Origin of the sequence: Amycolatopsis lexingtonensis (assembly GCF_014873755.1) — a bacterium.
Lineage (GTDB): Bacteria > Actinomycetota > Actinomycetes > Mycobacteriales > Pseudonocardiaceae > Amycolatopsis > Amycolatopsis lexingtonensis.
In genome coordinates this window covers 5,328,735-5,343,442 of the sequence record NZ_JADBEG010000001.1, presented here as the reverse complement: position 1 = coordinate 5,343,442, position 14,708 = coordinate 5,328,735, and the positions used below count along the sequence as shown (strand labels likewise).

General features: G+C 71.4%; 12 protein-coding genes and 1 tRNA gene. 12 read left to right on the top strand and 1 reads right to left on the bottom strand.

What is annotated here, in order from left to right:
• The first annotated feature begins 219 nt into the window (after nt 1-219).
• The 12 genes from H4696_RS23960 to H4696_RS23905 all read left to right on the top strand — a co-directional run bounded on the left by H4696_RS23960 (nt 220) and on the right by H4696_RS23905 (nt 14,096).
• A tRNA-Arg gene (locus tag H4696_RS23960) sits at nt 220-293 on the top strand.
• Nucleotides 294-330: 37 nt separating this feature from the next.
• A complete protein-coding gene (locus tag H4696_RS23955) occupies nt 331-1,443 on the top strand; it encodes a vWA domain-containing protein (RefSeq protein ID WP_086865517.1) in 1,113 nt (370 codons plus the stop codon).
• A complete protein-coding gene (locus tag H4696_RS23950) occupies nt 1,436-2,548 on the top strand; it encodes an XdhC family protein (RefSeq protein WP_192782503.1) in 1,113 nt (370 codons plus the stop codon). The genes H4696_RS23955 and H4696_RS23950 overlap by 8 nt, the downstream gene beginning before the upstream one ends.
• A gap of 204 nt (nt 2,549-2,752) precedes the next feature.
• Nucleotides 2,753-3,277 (top strand): (2Fe-2S)-binding protein, encoded by a 525-nt coding sequence (locus tag H4696_RS23945; RefSeq protein ID WP_086865549.1) that lies wholly within the window; start codon nt 2,753-2,755, stop codon nt 3,275-3,277.
• The gene (locus H4696_RS23940) at nt 3,277-5,718 is read left to right on the top strand and encodes a xanthine dehydrogenase family protein molybdopterin-binding subunit (protein ID WP_192782502.1); all 2,442 of its coding nucleotides are present in this window, start codon (nt 3,277-3,279) and stop codon (nt 5,716-5,718) included. Before H4696_RS23945 ends, H4696_RS23940 begins: the two co-directional genes overlap by 1 nt.
• Nucleotides 5,715-6,569: an FAD binding domain-containing protein gene (locus tag H4696_RS23935; RefSeq protein WP_192782501.1), complete on the top strand. Its 855-nt coding sequence runs from the start codon at nt 5,715-5,717 to the stop codon at nt 6,567-6,569. The genes H4696_RS23940 and H4696_RS23935 overlap by 4 nt, the downstream gene beginning before the upstream one ends.
• 89 nt (nt 6,570-6,658) lie before the next feature.
• Nucleotides 6,659-7,381 (top strand): SRPBCC family protein, encoded by a 723-nt coding sequence (locus H4696_RS23930; RefSeq protein WP_086857300.1) that lies wholly within the window; start codon nt 6,659-6,661, stop codon nt 7,379-7,381.
• 292 nt (nt 7,382-7,673) lie between these two features.
• Nucleotides 7,674-8,891 carry a GGDEF domain-containing protein gene (locus H4696_RS23925; protein WP_086857307.1) on the top strand — a complete coding sequence of 406 codons (1,218 nt, stop codon included), beginning with the start codon at nt 7,674-7,676 and terminating at the stop codon, nt 8,889-8,891.
• A gap of 44 nt (nt 8,892-8,935) precedes the next feature.
• A complete protein-coding gene (locus tag H4696_RS23920) occupies nt 8,936-9,997 on the top strand; it encodes an NAD(P)-binding domain-containing protein (RefSeq protein ID WP_086857299.1) in 1,062 nt (353 codons plus the stop codon).
• 357 nt (nt 9,998-10,354) lie between these two features.
• Nucleotides 10,355-11,911, top strand: a complete 1,557-nt coding sequence (locus H4696_RS23915) for a discoidin domain-containing protein (RefSeq protein WP_086857298.1) — start codon at nt 10,355-10,357, stop codon at nt 11,909-11,911.
• 11 nt (nt 11,912-11,922) lie between these two features.
• Nucleotides 11,923-13,155, top strand: coding sequence for an MFS transporter (locus H4696_RS23910; protein ID WP_086857297.1), 1,233 nt, complete (start codon nt 11,923-11,925; stop codon nt 13,153-13,155).
• A complete protein-coding gene (locus H4696_RS23905; RefSeq protein ID WP_086857296.1) occupies nt 13,152-14,096 on the top strand; it encodes a TolB family protein in 945 nt (314 codons plus the stop codon). Before H4696_RS23910 ends, H4696_RS23905 begins: the two co-directional genes overlap by 4 nt.
• On the opposite strand, the gene H4696_RS23900 is transcribed toward H4696_RS23905, so the two are convergent.
• Nucleotides 14,086-14,658 carry a TetR/AcrR family transcriptional regulator gene (locus H4696_RS23900; protein WP_086857295.1) on the bottom strand — a complete coding sequence of 191 codons (573 nt, stop codon included), beginning with the start codon at nt 14,656-14,658 and terminating at the stop codon, nt 14,086-14,088. The genes H4696_RS23905 and H4696_RS23900 overlap by 11 nt on opposite strands.
• Nucleotides 14,659-14,708 lie beyond the last annotated feature (50 nt).

The following is a 14,708-nucleotide window of genomic DNA, read 5'->3' as shown; positions in this document are numbered from 1 at the left end:
CGCGCGTGCGGCATTCTTTTCCCACCACAGCCGGAACCGCCACCGAGAGGAGGAGATCGTGACCCGACAACTCGACCACTGCGGCACGATCTCCCGAGCCGTTCGCTGAATTCTTTCCGAAAAGCTCTTCGCGCCCACCCGCCGCTACCTTGGGTCGGCCGCGGCGAAGAGCGCGGTCTGCGCGCCCATCCGGGGAGGGACGGGTGCGCGGACCGCCCCGTCCCGGTAGCTCAGCAGGACAGAGCGCGGCGCTACGAACGCCGAGGTCCGAGGTTCGACTCCTCGCCGGGACACAGGCAGTGCACCCCGAAACAGGCGCACAATGGAGCCATGACCACCGCCGCCGACCCCGTCGCCGGGTACGCCGGGTTCGCCGCCGCGCTGCGCGAAGCCGGGGTCGCCTGCGACGCCCACCGCGTGCAGGCCTACCTGGCGGCCGTCGCCGAGATCGACGTCGCCGAGCCCACGCAGCTGTACTGGGCCGGGCGGCTGACGCTGTGTTCGAGCCCGGACGACCTGCCGAGCTACGAAGAAGCCTTCAGCCAGTGGTTTTCCATCGAGACGCCGACCCCGCAGCGGGCGAAGACGGCCGTGCCGAAGCAGGCCCGGATCGCGCCGCTCGTGGACGCCGAAGGCGGGGACGCCGAGGGTGGCGAAGGCCAGGACCGGCTGAAAGTCGCCGCGAGCGCGCAGGAGGTCCTGCGCCACCGCGACCTCGCCGCCCTGACCACGGCCGAGCGCGAACACCTCCGCGAACTGCTGGCCACTCTCCATCCGGTGCTGCCGAAGCGCCCGGCCGCCCGGCGGACGCCGTCGCGGCGCGGCCAGCTCGACCCGTCGCGCACGCTGCGCGCCATGCTGGCCAGCGGCGGCGAGCCCCTCACCCTCGTGCACGCCCGCCGCGGCACGCGCCCGCGCCGGGTGGTGCTGCTCATCGACGTCTCCGGCTCGATGAGCCCGTACGCCGACGCGCTGCTGCGGTTCGCCCACGTCCTGACGCGGTCCGCGCCGCAGGCCGTCGAGGTCTTCACCCTCGGCACGCGTCTCACGCGGGTGTCGCGCCAGCTGCGCCAGCGCGATCCCGAACGCGCCATGCTCGCGGCGGGTTCGGCGGTGCCCGACTTCGCCGGCGGCACCCGGCTCGGCGAGACGCTGCAGGCGTTCCTCGACCGCTGGGGCCGTCGCGGCGTGGCCCGCCGCGCGGTCGTCACCGTCTTCTCCGACGGCTGGGAACGCGGCGACACCGGCCTGCTCGGCGAGCAGCTCGCACACCTGCGCCGGCTCGCGCACGCCGTATTCTGGGTGAATCCCCACGCCGGGAGGGCGGGGTACGCTCCGGTCCAGTCGGGCATCGTGGCCGCGCTGCCCCACATCGACCGGCTGCTGGCCGGGCACACCCTGGCCACTTTGGAACGACTGCTCCGGGAGATTGCCGATGCGTGACGTACTGGACGACGTGTTCCGCCGCTGGTCCGAAGGCGAGACCGTCGGACTCGGCACCGTGGTCGCCACCTTCTCGTCGGCGCCGCGCGCGCCCGGCGCCGCGATGGTCGTCGCCCCCGACGGCACGGTCGCCGGCAGCGTGTCCGGCGGCTGCGTCGAAGGCGCGGTCTACGAGCTCGCGCAAGAGGTCGTCGCCGAGCGCAAGCCGGTGCTGCAGCGCTACGGGGTCACCGACGACGACGCGTTCGCGGTCGGCCTGACCTGCGGCGGGATCATCGACATCTACGTCGAGCACGTCGACCGCGAGTCGATGCCGGAACTCGGCGACGTCGTCGCTTCGGTGCGCGGCGGCGAGCCGGTCGCGGTCGTCACGATCATCGAGCACGAACGCGAAGGCCTGGTCGGCGAGCACATGATCGTGTGGCCGGACCGGACGGCGGGCTCGCTCGGCTCGTCCCGGATGGACGACGCGGTGGCCGACGACGCGCGCGGCCTGCTGGCCAGCGGCCGCACCGGCACCCTGCACTACGGCCCGGACGGCCAGCGCCGCGGCGAGGGCATGGCCGTGTTCGTCAACTCCTTCGAGCCGCCGCCCCGGTTGCTGGTCTTCGGCGCGATCGACTTCGCCGCCGCGATGGCCCGCATGGGCGCCTACCTCGGCTACCAGGTCACGGTGTGCGACGCGCGCCCGGTCTTCGCCACGAGCAGCCGTTTCCCGGACGCGCACGACGTCGTCGTCGACTGGCCGCACCGCTACCTCAAGGCCGAAGCCGACGCGGGCCGGATCGACCAGCGCACGGCGATCGCGGTGCTGACCCACGACCCCAAGTTCGACGTCCCGCTGCTGGAGATCGCGCTGCGCCTGGACGTCGGCTACGTCGGGGCGATGGGCTCCCGCAAGACCCACGACGACCGCTTCGCCCGCCTTCGCGAAGCCGGGATCACCGAGGCGGAGCTGGAACGGCTGTCTTCGCCGATCGGCCTCGACCTCGGCGCGCGCACGCCGGAGGAAACGGCCGTTTCGATCGCCGCGGAGATCATCGCGCTGCGGTGGGGTGGCGGCGGCAAGCGGCTGGCGGAGCTGTCGGGACGTATCCACGGCTGACTACTCCGGGTGGCCCACAAAAGTTCACCCATCCGGATCTCCGCACATACGGAGTTGCGCCGGGCTTCGAGGCGCAGCTGCGGAACGAGTAGTTGAACGTGTGACATCAGGGCTTGTCCGCGCCAAGGTCGCGTAGCACGCTCGGGGTTTGTGAGCCCGATCACGGTCGGGCAGGCCGTTCCCGAACCGGCTTTTGGAGGCCTGATGCGCATCACCGTCACCGTCGACGGGACGAAGTACACCGACGAAGTCGAGCCCCGCACGCTGCTCGTGCACCACCTGCGCGAAAAACTCGGCAAGGTCGGCACCGTCGTCGGCTGCGACACCAGCAACTGCGGCGCGTGCACCGTCCACCTCGACGGGCACAGCGTGAAGTCCTGCTCCGTGCTGGCCGTGCAAGCCGACGGCTGCGAGGTCACCACCATCGAAGGGCTCGCCCGCGACGGGCAGCTGCACCCGGTGCAGAAAGCCTTCCACGACAACCACGCCCTGCAGTGCGGGTTCTGCACGCCCGGCATGATCATGCAGTCGATCGACCTCCTGGCCGACAACCCGGACCCCGACGAGCAGGCCGTCCGCGAAGGCCTCGAAGGCAACCTCTGCCGCTGCACCGGCTACCAGAACATCGTCCGCGCGGTCCGCGACGCCGCGCAGAACATGAGTCCCGGCGCGGGACCCGAAGCGGAACGCATCACCGAGAACAAGCACGTCGGCGTGGGTGGTGACTGATGACCGCGACGCTCGAGCCGGAGGTCGGGAAGTCCCGCCGCCGCAAGGAGGACGAGCGGCTGATCACCGGCCGCACCCGCTGGACCGACAACATCACGCTGCCCGGGATGCTGCACATGGCGGTCCTGCGCAGCCCGTTCGCGCACGCCAAGATCGTCTCGATCGACACCTCGGCGGCCAAGAGCGCCCCCGGCGTCGTCGCCGTGTTCACCGCGAAGGACCTCGACCCGGACAGCTCGATCGGCATGCCCTGCGCGTGGCCGATCACGCCGGACATGAAGGCGCCGCGCCGTCCGGTGCTCGCCGCCGACCAGGTCAACTTCGCCGGTGAAGGCGTCGCGGTCGTCGTCGCGCGGTCGTCGGCCGAAGCGCACGACGCGCTCGAAGAGATCGACGTCGAGTACGACGAGCTGCCGGTCATCCTCGACATGGAAGCCGCGATCGCCGACGGTGCCCCGCTGGTGCACGAAGACCAGGGGAGCAACACCAGCGCCGTCTGGAAGTTCGACTCCGCCGAGGCCGGCACCGGCGGCAACGTCGAGGAAGCCATCGGCTCGGCGGAGGTCGTCGTCAAGCGCCGCTTCCGCCAGCAGCGCCTGGTGCCCGCGTTCATGGAGCCGCGCGCCTGCGTCGTCGACCCGACCGGCACCCAGATCACCATGTGGTCGGCCACGCAGATCCCGCACATCCTGCGCGTGATGTCGGCGCTGACGCTCGGCATCCCCGAGCACAAGCTGCGCGTGATCGCCCCGGACGTCGGCGGCGGCTTCGGCGGCAAGATCGGCGTCCTGCCCGAAGAGATGATGTCGCTGCTGGTCGCGCAGAAGCTCGGCAAGCCGGTCAAGTGGAACGAATCGCGGTCGGAGACGATGCTGGCCGCGCACCACGGCCGCGACCAGATCCAGGACATCACCATCTCGGCCACCCGCGACGGCCAGGTCACCGGCCTCAAGGTCGAGCTGCTCGCCAACCTCGGCGCGTACAACGGCCTGGTCGGCACCGGCGTGCCGATCCTCGGCGCGTTCATGTTCAACGCGATCTACAAGATCCCGGCGTACCACTTCGCGTGCACCAACGTGTACACGACGACGACGCTGACCGACGCCTACCGCGGCGCCGGCCGGCCGGAGGCGACGTTCGCGATCGAGCGGATCATGGACGAGCTCGCCGTCGAGCTCGGCATGGACCCGCTGGAACTGCGCGAGAAGAACTGGATCAAGCACGAGGAGTTCCCGTTCACCACGGTGTGCGGGCTGACCTACGACTCCGGCAACTACGAAGCCGCGACGGCGAAGGCCAAGCAGCTCTTCGACTACGACGGCCTGCGCGCCGAGCAGGAGAAGCGCCGCGCGTCCGGCGACAAGGTCCAGCTCGGCATCGGCATCTCGACGTTCACCGAGATGTGCGGGCTGGCGCCGTCGCGGGTGCTCGGCTCGCTCGACTACGGCGCCGGCGGCTGGGAGCACGCCGCGATCCGGATGCTCCCGACCGGCAAGGTCGAGGTCATCACCGGCGCCTCCGCGCACGGCCAGGGCCACGAGACGGCGTGGAGCCAGATCGTCGCCGACCAGCTGGGCGTCGCGTTCGAAGACGTCGAGATCATCCACGGCGACACCCAGTCCTCGCACAAGGGCATGGACACCTACGGCTCGCGGTCGCTGGTCGTCGGCGGGATCGCCATCGTCAAGGCGGCGGAGAAGGTGGTCGCGAAGGCCAAGCCGATCGCGGCGCACCTGCTCGAATGCGCCGAGGACGACCTGGAGTTCGCGAACGGCAAGTTCACGGTGAAGGGCACCGATTCCTCGACGGGCATCGCCGACATCGCGCTCGCGGTGTTCGCGGCGCACAACCTGCCCGACGGGGTCGAGCCGTCGCTCGACTCGGACGCGACGTTCGACCCGGAGAACTTCTCCTACCCGCACGGCACGCACCTGTGCGCCGCCGAGGTGGACACCGAAACGGGCCGGATCAAGCTGCGGTCCTACGTCTGCGTCGACGACGTCGGCGTCGCGGTGAACCCGCTGATCGTCGAGGGCCAGGTGCACGGCGGGCTCGCGCAGGGCATCGCGCAGGCGCTGTTCGAGGGAACCGAGCACGACGAGAGCGGCACGCTCACCACCGGCACGTTCGCCGACTACCTGCTGCCGTCGGCGGCCGACCTGCCCTCGTTCACCACCGACCGCACGGAAACACCGTCGACGACCAACCCGCTCGGCGCCAAGGGCGTCGGCGAGGCGGGCACCATCGCCTCGACCCCGGCGGTGGTCAACGCGGTGATCGACGCCGTGCGCCACTTCGGGGTGAACGACATCGAGATGCCGCTGACGCCGATGCGCGTCTGGCACGCGATGCGGCACGGCACCACCGACGCGGGCGGCCCCGGCCGCGACGAAGCCGGTGGCGGACTCGGTTCGATCGACGCCTCCGGAGGTGCGCAGTGATCCCGGCTCCCTTCGAGTACGCCCGCCCGTCCACAGTGGACGAAGCGGTGCAGGCGCTGGCGGCGGCCGGCGAGGACGCCAAGGTGCTGGCGGGCGGGCAGAGCCTGCTGCCGGTGCTGCGGATGCGCCTCGCCGCGCCGACGACGCTGATCGACCTCGGGCGCGTCGCCGAACTGCGCGGCGTGCGCGAGGACGGCGACACGCTGGTGATCGGCTCGATGACGACGCACTACGACGTCCAGCGCGACCCGCTGGTCGCCGAGCACGCGGCGTTGCTCAAGGCGGCGACCGACACCGTCGCCGACCCGCAGATCCGCCACCGCGGCACGCTCGGCGGCGCAATCGCCCACGCCGACCCGGCGGGCGACCTGCTGGCGCCGGTGCTCGCGCTGGAAGCTTCGCTGGTGGTGGCCGGGCCTTCGGGCCGCCGGACGGTGCCGGCCGCGGAGTTCTTCCAGGACCTGTTCACCACGGCGCTCGCGCCGGACGAACTGCTCGTCGAGGTCCGCGTGCCCAAGCACACCGGGTGGCGGGCGCACTACGAGAAGTTCAACCGGGTCGCCCAGGCGTGGTCGATGGTCGCGGTCGCGGTCACCGTCCGCACCGAAGCGGGGGTCATCGAGGAGGCCAGGGTCGCGCTGACGAACATGGGCTCCACGCCGGTCCGCGCTTCGGGCGTCGAAGCGGCACTGGTCGGCGTCCAGGCCTCGGCGGACTCCATCCGCGCGGCGGCGGAGCACGCGGCCGAGGGCACGAATCCGCCGGTCGACGGCAATGCCGACGTCGAATACCGCCGCCACCTGGCGAAGGTGCTCACGGGCCGCGCCATCGCGGCGGCCGCCGGGGCCTGACGACTCCGCTCGCCCACCCGGCCGCCGCGGCTGCGGCGGCTAGGGTGGGCACCGGACACCCAGGTCTGGCAGAGAGAGGAGGTCGGCCCGTGCGGCTCGACCACGAATTCACCGTCCCGGCCCCGATCGGCGAGGTCTGGCAGGCGGTCGTCGACCCCGAGCGCGTCGCCCCGTGCATGCCGGGTGCCACCCTGACCAAGGTCGAAGGGGACGCCTTCAGCGGGACGGTGAAGGTCAAGCTCGGGCCGATTTCGCTGTTGTACAAGGGGCACGGCGAGTTCCTCGAAAAGGACGACGCCGCGCACAAGGTCACGATCAAGGCTTCGGGCAAGGATGCGCGGGGTGCCGGCACGGCGTCCGCGACGGTGACCTTGACGTTGACCGAAAGCGACGGCGGAACGCACGGCGCGGTGGCGACCGACCTGGCGATCACCGGCAAGCCGGCCCAGTTCGGGCGGGGCCTGATCAGCGAGGTGGGCGGCAAGATCCTGGACACGTTCGCGGGCTGCCTGTCGGGAAAGCTCGCCCCGGAGCCCGCCGCCGCCCCGGAACCGGAGCCCGCGCCCGCCGCTGCGCCCGAACCGGCGGTCAAGCCCGCGCCGACGACCGCGGAGATCAACACCGAACCCCGGCCCTCGGCACCGCCGTCGGACCGCCCGCCGCTGCGGAGCGTCCCGGCCGCGCCGGAAACCGAAGCGATCGACCTGCTCGACTACGCGGGGCAGTCGGTCCTCAAGCGGCTGGCGCCGGTGCTGATCGGCCTCGCCGTGGTGGCCGGCGTGGTCGCGATCGTCCGCGCGCTGCGGAAGTAGCCGTGGTCTGAAGGGGACTTTCTTCTCATGAGACGAGAGGAAAGTCCCCTTCGGCATGTCCGGTGATCTACTCTGCGCGGGTGTTCGGGCAAACCGGCGCGGGCAATTCGTCCGGACCGGCGACGTGGCTCGTCCGAACGGCTACGCTGGGCTACCTGGTCGGCCGAACTTCGCGCAAGGGGTACGTCACGATGCCGGTTCGTCACACCCGTGGCTTCGGCTCTTGAGAGCCCAGGCCGCCGTGCGCCGGGAAGCGCTTTCCGACTGGCCGGGGTGGCCCGCGCGGTGGGAGATGTGGGCCGGGGCGAAAGCACGGTGGATCGCCTACGCCCTCGGCTGTGAGCTGGTCGCCGTCGGCGCGACCGCGGTGGCGCTGGGCACCGGGTTCGGGGAGCCGGTGCGCCCGGTCTGGTTCGCGGTGCTGGTCGCGCTCGGCGTCGCGCAGGCCGAGATGTCCCGCCGCATCGAACGGCTGCGGCGGTGGATGAGCGGGCAGACGCACATCAACGTCACCTCGGTCTGGTACCTCGCCGGCGTCGTCCTGCTGCCGCCCGCGTGGGTGGCGCTGCTCGCCCTCGTGCTCTACGCCCACCTGTGGGTGCGGGTGTGGCGTCAGGTGCGCACGCGGCCCGCGCACCGCTTCGTCGCGAGCACGGCGTGGGCGATGCTCTCCTGCTTCGCGGCTTCGTCCGTGCTCGCCGTGCTGGGGCTGCACGGGACGCCGTTGCAGACACCGCGCGGGCTGTTCGCGCTCTGCCTCGCGGCCGTGGTGTTCGAGCTGGTGAACATCGGTCTCGTGGCCGCCGGCATCTACCTCTACACGAGCCAGCGCTCGGCGGCCGACCTGATCGGCACGTGGGAGGACAACGCCTTCGAGCTGGCGACCCTCTGCCTCGGCGGGCTGGCCGCGCTGGCGCTGGTCGAGCAGCCGGTGCTGGTGGTGTTCGTGATCGCGCCGTTGCTGCTGCTGCACCGGTACCTGCTCTTGAAGCAGCAGCTGCAGGTCGCGGCGGTCACCGACGAGAAGACGGGGCTGCTCAACACCGCCGGCTGGCACGACTCCGCGGTCCGGGAGCACGCCCGCGCGGTGCGCCGCGGCGACGGCTTCGCGGTGCTGATGATCGACCTCGACCACTTCAAGAAGATCAACGACACCTACGGGCACCTGACCGGAGACGACGTCCTGGCCGCCGTCGCGGTGGCGATCACCGGCTCGGTGCGCCAAGGCGACACGGTCGGGCGGTTCGGCGGCGAGGAGTTCGTGGTGCTGCTGCCGGGCATCGGCGACGCCGACGTGCTCGCCATCGCCGAGCGGGTGCGGGCGGCGGTGGGCGAGCTGAACGTGGTCATCTCGACCGGGAGCGGGACGGTCCGGGTGAGCGGCCTGTCGGTGTCGATCGGGGTCGCGCGCCACCCCGGCACCGGGCTGACGCTCGACGACGTGCTGCGCTCGGCCGACGCGGCGCTCTACCGGGCGAAGGAAGCCGGCCGCAACCGCGTCGCCGTGTGACGAACGGCGCGAAATAGCCGCTCCGGCAGGCCGTTGAACCCCATATGAGCGGCGCGGATCACGAGACGGACGTGGTGGTGATCGGGGCGGGCCAGGCGGGCCTGTCCGCGGCGTACCACCTGCGGCGCGCCGGGTTCGCCAACCGGACCGGTTTCGTCGTGCTGGACCACGGGAAGCGCGCCGGGGGAGCGTGGCAGTACCGCTGGCCGTCGCTGGTGCTCGGCAAGGTGCACGGCATCCACGACCTGCCCGGGATGGCCTTCGGCTCGCCGGACGTGACGCGCCCGGCTTCCGAAGTCGTCTCCGAATACTTCGCGCGCTTCGAGAGCGTGTACGACCTCCCGGTGCTGCGGCCCGTCGACGTCCAGTCGGTGACGCGGGCGGGGGAGCGGCTCGTGGTGTCGAGCCCGGCGGAGTCCTGGTCGGCGCGGGCCGTGATCAGCGCGACCGGCACCTGGGACCGGCCGTTCTGGCCGCACTACCCCGGCCAGGAGACCTTCGCCGGCCGTCAGGTGCACACCGCCGACTACCTCGGACCCGAAGACTTCCGCGGCGCGCGGGTGGTCGTCGTCGGCGGCGGGGCGTCGGCCGTGCAGCTGCTGATGGAGTTCGCCCCGCTCGCCCGCGCGACGGCCTGGGTGACGCGCCGTCCGCCGGTCTGGCGCGACGAGCCGTTCAGCGAGAACTGGGGCCGCGCCGCCGTCGCGAAGGTCGACGAGCGGGTGCGGGCCGGGCTGCCGCCGGAGAGCGTGGTCAGCGTGACCGACCTGGCCGTGACGCCGGAAGTGCGGGCCGCCCGCGCGGCCGGGATCCTGGACCGCCGGCCGATGTTCGCCCGGATCGTGCCCTCGGGCGTCGAGTGGGCGGACGGCACGCGCTTCGATGCCGACGTGATCCTCTGGGCCACGGGCTTCCGCGCGGCGATCGACCACCTCGCCCAGTTGCACCTGCGCGAGCCGGGCGGCGGGATCCGGGTGGACGGAACGCGGGTGGTGGCCGAGCCGCGGCTGCACCTGGTGGGGTACGGGCCGTCGGCGAGCACGGTCGGGGCCAACCGGGCGGGCCGGGCAGCGGTGAGCGAGATCCGGAAGCTGCTGGCGAGCTGAGCCGGGTGTCTTGAATGAGTCATTCAGGACCTCCGGAGACCTGAATGAGTCATTCAAGACGTCGGCGAAGCCGCCGCCGGGCGGACCAGAAGAGCCGCATCCCGCCGCACGGGGCAGTATCCCGGTCAGCGAAACATCCGCTGATCAGCGGAAACGGTCGAAAACTCACCCTCTTGACCGATTCAACGACAAGACAAGTCTTGTCAGCCGAACCTACTCCTCGTTAAAGTCCGCTTAGTTAGGAAACTTTCCTAACTGTTTGAACCGACGCCGCAGCCCCGTCAAGCCACCGCCAAGGCCCTTAAGGAGTGCGACGTGCCGTCCACCCGATTACGCCCCCTCGCCCGGCTCGCCCCGGTGCTCGCCGCCGTGGTCCTGCTGCCCTCCGCCATTGCCGCGGCCGCCACCACCGAGGCCGCCGATGTGCTGCTCTCGCAGGGCAAACCCGTGGCCACCTCGACCGTTGAAAGCTCCTCCTACACCGGGGCCAAAGCCGTCGACGGCAGTGCCACCACCCGGTGGGCCAGCGCCGAAGGGTCCGACCCGCAGTGGCTGCGGATCGACCTCGGCCAGCCCGCCACCATCCACCGCGTCCTGCTCAACTGGGAAGCCGCGTACGCCAAGAAGTACCGCATCGAAGTCTCCGACGACGGCACGACGTTCACCACCGCGGCCGCCGTCGACACCGGTGACGGCAAGACCGACGACCTGACCGGCCTGGCCGCCCACGGCCGGTTCGTGCGCTTCGTCGGCCTCACCCGCGCCACCAGTTACGGGTACTCCTTCTGGGAAATGCAGGTCTTCGGCAGCACCGACTCCGCCGGCGACACCCAGCCCCCGACCGTCCCGGCCGGGCTCGCCGCCGGGACCGCGACCGCGACGAGCGTCCCGCTCACCTGGAGCGCCGCCACCGACAACACCGGCGTCGCCGGGTACGACGTCCTGCGCAACGGCACCGCCGTCGCCACCAGCGCGACGACGTCGTATACCGACACCGGGCTCACGCCGGACACCAGCTACACCTACGCCGTCCGCGCGCGCGACAACGCGGGCAACGTCTCGGCCGCCAGCGCGCCGGTCACGGTGAAAACCGCGGCCGGGAGCGCGGGATTCGTCCTCGCCGCGGCCGGCGACATCGCCGAGCGGTGCACCGCCAGCAGTTCCAGCTGCGCCCACGTCAAAACCGCGAAGCTCGTGGAAACCATGAACCCCGCGGCCGTGATCACCATGGGCGACAACCAGTACGACGACGCCCACCTGTCGGACTTCAACTCCTACTACAACACGACCTGGGGCAAGTTCAAGAGCAAGACCCACCCGATCCCGGGCAACCACGAGACCTACGACGACACGCCGTACAAGGGGTACGACGAGTACTTCGGCGCCATCGCGAAGCCGAACGGCAAGCGGTACTACAGCTGGGAAATGGGCAACTGGCACTTCATCGCCCTGGACTCCAACGACTTCGCCACCCACGAGTTCGGCCCGGACGAGCAGATGACGTGGCTGAAGCAGGATCTCGCGAACAACACGAAGGGCTGCGTCGCCGCCTACTGGCACCACCCGCGGTGGAGCTCCGGTGACCACGGCGACAACCCCGACAGCATCGAGCTGTGGAACCTGATGGCGGCCAGCAAGGTCGACCTGGTCCTCAACGGCCACGACCACGACTACGAAAGGTTCGTCCCGCAGAACGCCGACGGCAAGGCCGACGCGAACGGCCCGGTCGAGATCGTCGGCGGTTCGGGCGGGGCCAGCCTCTACAACCTCAGCTCGCCGCACGCCACGACCGCCAAGCTGCTCAAGACCTACGGCGTGCTCAAGCTGTCCATGACCGACACCAGCTTCCAGTCGCAGCTGATCGGCGTCGACGGCAAGGTCCTGGACAGCAGCCCGACCTACACCTGCCACTAGGGGGGACGAGCATGTACATCGCGGCAAGCCGGACCTCGGACCTGGCGGCGGGCACCGACCGGAAGCCCGCGCTGAAACGGGTGTCGGCCAACGTCGTCGCCCTCGGCGCGGTCAGCCTGGTCACCGACGTCTCCTCGGAGATGGTGACCGCCGTCCTCCCGCTCTACCTGGTGCTCGGCCTCGGCCTGAACCCGCTGCAGTTCGGGCTGCTCGACGGGCTCTACGCGGGTGCCACCGCGGTCGTGCGGGTGCTCGGCGGGCACCTCGCCGACCGGTGGCGGCGGCTCAAGGCGGTCGCCGGGTTCGGGTACGGCTTGTCCGCGGTGTGCAAGCTCGGGCTGGTCGCGGCCGGCTCGTCGGTCGCCGCGATCGGCGTCGTCCTCGCCGCCGACCGCACCGGCAAGGGGCTGCGCACCGGCCCGCGCGACGCGCTGATCTCGCTCTCCAGCGAGCCGGAGACGCTCGGCCGGTCGTTCGGGGTGCACCGGGCGATGGACACCGTGGGCGCGTTCCTCGGCCCGCTGGTGGCCATGGCCGTACTGGCTCTGAGCCTGGGCAGTTACACGAGCGTCTTCTTCACCAGTTTCTGCGTCGCCGCCATCGCGGTGCTGCTGCTCGCCCTGTTCGTCCACGACCGGCCCGGCGCGGTCGACCGGGCCGCCGTCTCGCTGCGCGCCGCGCTCGGTCTCCTGCGGCAGCAGGACTTCCGGCGCGTCGCGCTCTGGGCGGCGCTGCTGGGCCTGGTGACGGTCGGGGACTCGTTCGTCTACCTCGTCCTGCAACGGCGGTGGGAGATCGCGGCGACGTGGTTCCCGCTGCTGCCGCTCGGCACCGCCGGGGTCTACCTCGTGCTGGCCGTGCCGCTGGGCAAGCTCGCCGACCGGATCGGGCGCTGGCCCGTCTTCCTCGGCGGGCACGCCGCGCTGTGCCTGGCGCTGGTGCTGCTTTGCGGTCCCCAGGCCGGGATCTGGCTCGCGGTGGTCGCGCTCGGCCTGCACGGCGTGTTCTACGCGGCCACCGACGGCGTCCTGATGGCCGCCGCCGGGCCGCTCATCCCGCGTGACCTGCGGGCCACCGGGATGGCCGTCGTGCAGACCGGGCAGGCCGCCGCCCGGATGCTTTCGTCCGTCCTCTTCGGACTGGCGTGGACGCTCTGGGACCTGCGGCCCGCGGTGCTCGCCGCCGCGGGCTGCCTGGCCGCCGTCGCCCTCGCCGCCGCCCTCGTGAAACCGGTGCGCCCGTGAAGAAACTCGTTCTCGCCCTCGCCGGGACCGCGCTCCTGGTCGCCGCCGCCGTCGCCTACACGGTCAGCTCGCGGCACGACACCGCCGAAGCAGGGCCGGCCGCGCAGCTCACGCTCGCCCCCGGGCAGTTGTTCTACCGCGACACGGCCACCGGCCGCGTCGGAGCCGTCCCGCTCGCCGACCCGGGCGCGAAACCCCAGCTCAGCGGCCTGAAGTGCGACCGGTTCGCGGTCGCGGGGCAGACGGCGGTGTGCCTGGCCGTCAAGCCGGGGACACTCCCGGCGGTCACCGACGTCCTCGTCCTCGACGGCCGGCTCGGCGTCCGCCACACCGAAACCCTGCCCGGCACCCCGAGCCGTGCGCGGGTCTCCCCGGACGGCAAGCGCGTCTACTGGACGGTGTTCGTCACCGGCGATTCCTACGCGCAGACCGGCTTCTCCACCCGCGCGGGACTGTACGAAGTGGACAGTGGGCGGCTGGTCAAGACGATCGAGGAGCTGCCCGTCTTCGTCGACGGCAAGCGCTACTTCGCGGCCGACGTCAACTACTGGGGCATCACGTTCGCCCCCGACGGCAACCGCTTCTACGCCACGCTGGGCAGCAAGGGCAAGACGTACCTCGTCGAAGCCGACTACGGGCGGTATCGCGGGAAGGCGCTCCGGGAGAACGTCGAATGCCCGTCGCTGTCGCCGGACGGCAAGCGCGTGGCGTTCAAGAAGAAGGTCGGCGAAGGCGCCTGGCGGCTGTCGGTGCTCGACCTCGCGAGCCTGGCGGAGACCGAACTCGCCGAAACCCGCAGCGTCGACGACCAGGCGCTCTGGCAGGACGACCACACCGTGCTCTACGGCCTCGAAAACGCGGTCTGGGCGGTCCCGGCGGACGGCTCGGGCGCCCCGCGGCAGCTGGTCGGCGGCGCCGCGTCGCCCGCCGTCACGGGGTGACGTCCACCGCCGCGAACAGCGTCCGGACGCAGAGGTCGCGCAGCTCGGCCTGGGTGATCTTCGGCTGGTCGAGCCAGTCGAGGATGACGGTGGCGACGAACGCCAGCCAGCCGCGGACGGCCACCCGGGTCGTCTCGGTGACGGTGGTCAGCGCGCCGAGCGCGGTCAGGATGCGCTCGGCGTTCGCGGCCATCCCGGCTTCCCGGATCCGCAGGATCTCCCGGTCGGCGCCCGCGGCGGCGCGGTGCACGACGCGGTAGCCGTCGGGGTGCGTGCGCGCGAACTCGAGGTAGACGTCGAGCCCGGCCCGCAGCTGCTCCGCGACGGGCAGCGCCGGGTCGGGCTCGCTCATCGTCAGCAGCTGGTCGCGCTGGCTGCGGACGATCTCCGCGAAGAACTCCTTCTTCGTCGGGAAGTAGTGGTACAGCAGGCCGCGCGAGACCTGCGCGATCTCGGCGACCTCCTCGATCCACACCTCGTCGTACGGCCGCTTCGCGAACAGCCCGGCGCCGATGGCCAGCAGCTGTTCCCGCCGCTGCTGCGTGCTGAGCCTGGTCCGCATCCCCCGAGCTTACTTGACACGGGTTCAGTAGCGGGGGATCGTGAGCTTAT

Bases quoted from the DNA above. Each gene is read 5' to 3' on its own strand.
- H4696_RS23910 (WP_086857297.1), top strand. From the start codon at position 11,923: ATGTACATCGCGGCAAGCCGGACCTCGGACCTGGCGGCGGGCACCGAC.
- H4696_RS23900 (WP_086857295.1), bottom strand. From the start codon at position 14,658: ATGCGGACCAGGCTCAGCACGCAGCAGCGGCGGGAACAGCTGCTGGCC.
- H4696_RS23920 (WP_086857299.1), top strand. From the start codon at position 8,936: ATGAGCGGCGCGGATCACGAGACGGACGTGGTGGTGATCGGGGCGGGC.
- H4696_RS23925 (WP_086857307.1), top strand. From the start codon at position 7,674: ATGTGGGCCGGGGCGAAAGCACGGTGGATCGCCTACGCCCTCGGCTGT.
- H4696_RS23945 (WP_086865549.1), top strand. From the start codon at position 2,753: ATGCGCATCACCGTCACCGTCGACGGGACGAAGTACACCGACGAAGTC.
- H4696_RS23955 (WP_086865517.1), top strand. From the start codon at position 331: ATGACCACCGCCGCCGACCCCGTCGCCGGGTACGCCGGGTTCGCCGCC.
- H4696_RS23950 (WP_192782503.1), top strand. From the start codon at position 1,436: ATGCGTGACGTACTGGACGACGTGTTCCGCCGCTGGTCCGAAGGCGAG.
- H4696_RS23940 (WP_192782502.1), top strand. From the start codon at position 3,277: ATGACCGCGACGCTCGAGCCGGAGGTCGGGAAGTCCCGCCGCCGCAAG.